Source organism: Cupriavidus sp. HPC(L) (assembly GCF_000307735.3).
In the GTDB taxonomy this organism is placed as follows: Bacteria; Pseudomonadota; Gammaproteobacteria; order Burkholderiales; family Burkholderiaceae; genus Cupriavidus.
The window spans coordinates 1-1,435 of record NZ_AMPR02000380.1 but is presented as its reverse complement, the minus strand read 5'-3'; the positions used below and the strand labels follow the sequence as shown (position 1 = coordinate 1,435).

Below are 1,435 nucleotides of genomic sequence, written 5' to 3'. Positions count from 1 at the left end.
GCATCCGCCGCGCACCGGTCGTCGCCGGTCCCGCCGGCGCCGGCGCCGACGGCATCGCCGAGGGCCGGAACGCCAGCATCCGCAGCAGCGTCATCGTGAAGCCGGCGTACTCGTCCGGTGCAAGCGCGAGCTCGCTGCGGCCGAGATTGGCGATCTGGTAGAACAGCTGGACTTCCTGCGGATCGAAGGCGGCGGCCAGCCGGCGCACCTCGCCGGCCTCGGGCCATTCCTCCTGCACCGACGCCGGCACCGCCTGCGCCAGCGCGATCTTGTGCAGCAGCGAACCGAGGTCCTGCAGCGCGCCGGCGAACGACAGGCTGCGGTCGGCCATGCTGTCGGCCACCGCCAGCATCGCGGCGCCGTCCTCGGCGGCCAGCGCGTCGAGCAGCTGCACCAGATAGCTCTGGTCGATCGCGCCCAGCATGCCGCGCACCGACGCCTCGGACACCTCGCCCGCGCTGTAGGCGATGGCCTGGTCGGTCAGCGACAGCGCGTCGCGCATCGAACCGTGCGCGGCCTGCGCCAGCAGCCGCAGCGCATTGCCATCGTGCGCGATGCCCTCCTCGGCCAGGATGCGGTCGAGGTGGTTGACGATATGGCCGGGCGGCATCTGCTTCAGATTGAACTGCAGGCAGCGCGACAGCACCGTGACCGGAATCTTCTGCGGGTCGGTGGTGGCGAGGATGAACTTGACGTGGCCCGGCGGCTCTTCCAGCGTCTTCAGCATCGCGTTGAAGGCGTGGTTGGTCAGCATATGCACTTCGTCGATCATGTAGACCTTGAAGCGTCCGACCGTCGGCGCGTAGACCGCCTTGTCGAGCAGCTGGGCCATCTCGTCGACGCCGCGGTTCGATGCCGCGTCCATCTCGATGTAGTCGACGAAGCGGCCCGCATCGATCTCGGTGCAGGCCTTGCAGACGCCGCAGGGCTGCGCGGTGATGCCGCCGTTGCCGTCAGGCCCGGTGCAATTCAGGGCCTTGGCCAGGATGCGCGACAGCGTGGTCTTGCCGACGCCGCGCGTACCGGTAAACAGGTAGGCGTGATGCAGCCTCTGCTGTTCCAGCGCATGCGTGAGCGCGCGCACCACGTGCTCCTGGCCGACCAGCGTGGTGAAATCCCTGGGGCGCCATTTGCGCGCTAGAACTTGGTAACTCATGGCGGCGATTGTAGCAAATGGCGTGCCGCGGCAGCGCGGCCGCGGGACGGGCTGGTCGAGGCGTCGCCGTCGCGAGCGCTACCGCATTTCTCCCCTCTCCCGCGCGCGGGAGAGAGGCCGGGGGGAGCGGGCAAGCCACCGCCGCCCAGCGGCACGCACTAGCCGCACTCGCCGACGTAGCCGCAATTGGCGCATTTGGCGCAGCCATCGACCTTGTGCAGCGCATGCGCGCCGCATTCCGGGCATGGCTTGCCGGTGCCGACGCCGGGCGCGCCGACC

Annotated in this window: 1 protein-coding gene; it reads right to left on the bottom strand. The window is 69.6% G+C overall.

Annotation, left to right across the window (positions count from 1 at the left end; all coding sequences use genetic code 11):
• Positions 1-1,156 (bottom strand): DNA polymerase III subunit gamma/tau (gene dnaX, locus B551_RS18190; RefSeq protein ID WP_157072029.1); only part of this gene is annotated, 1,156 nt, incomplete at its 3' end.
• Positions 1,157-1,435: the final 279 nt, after the last annotated feature.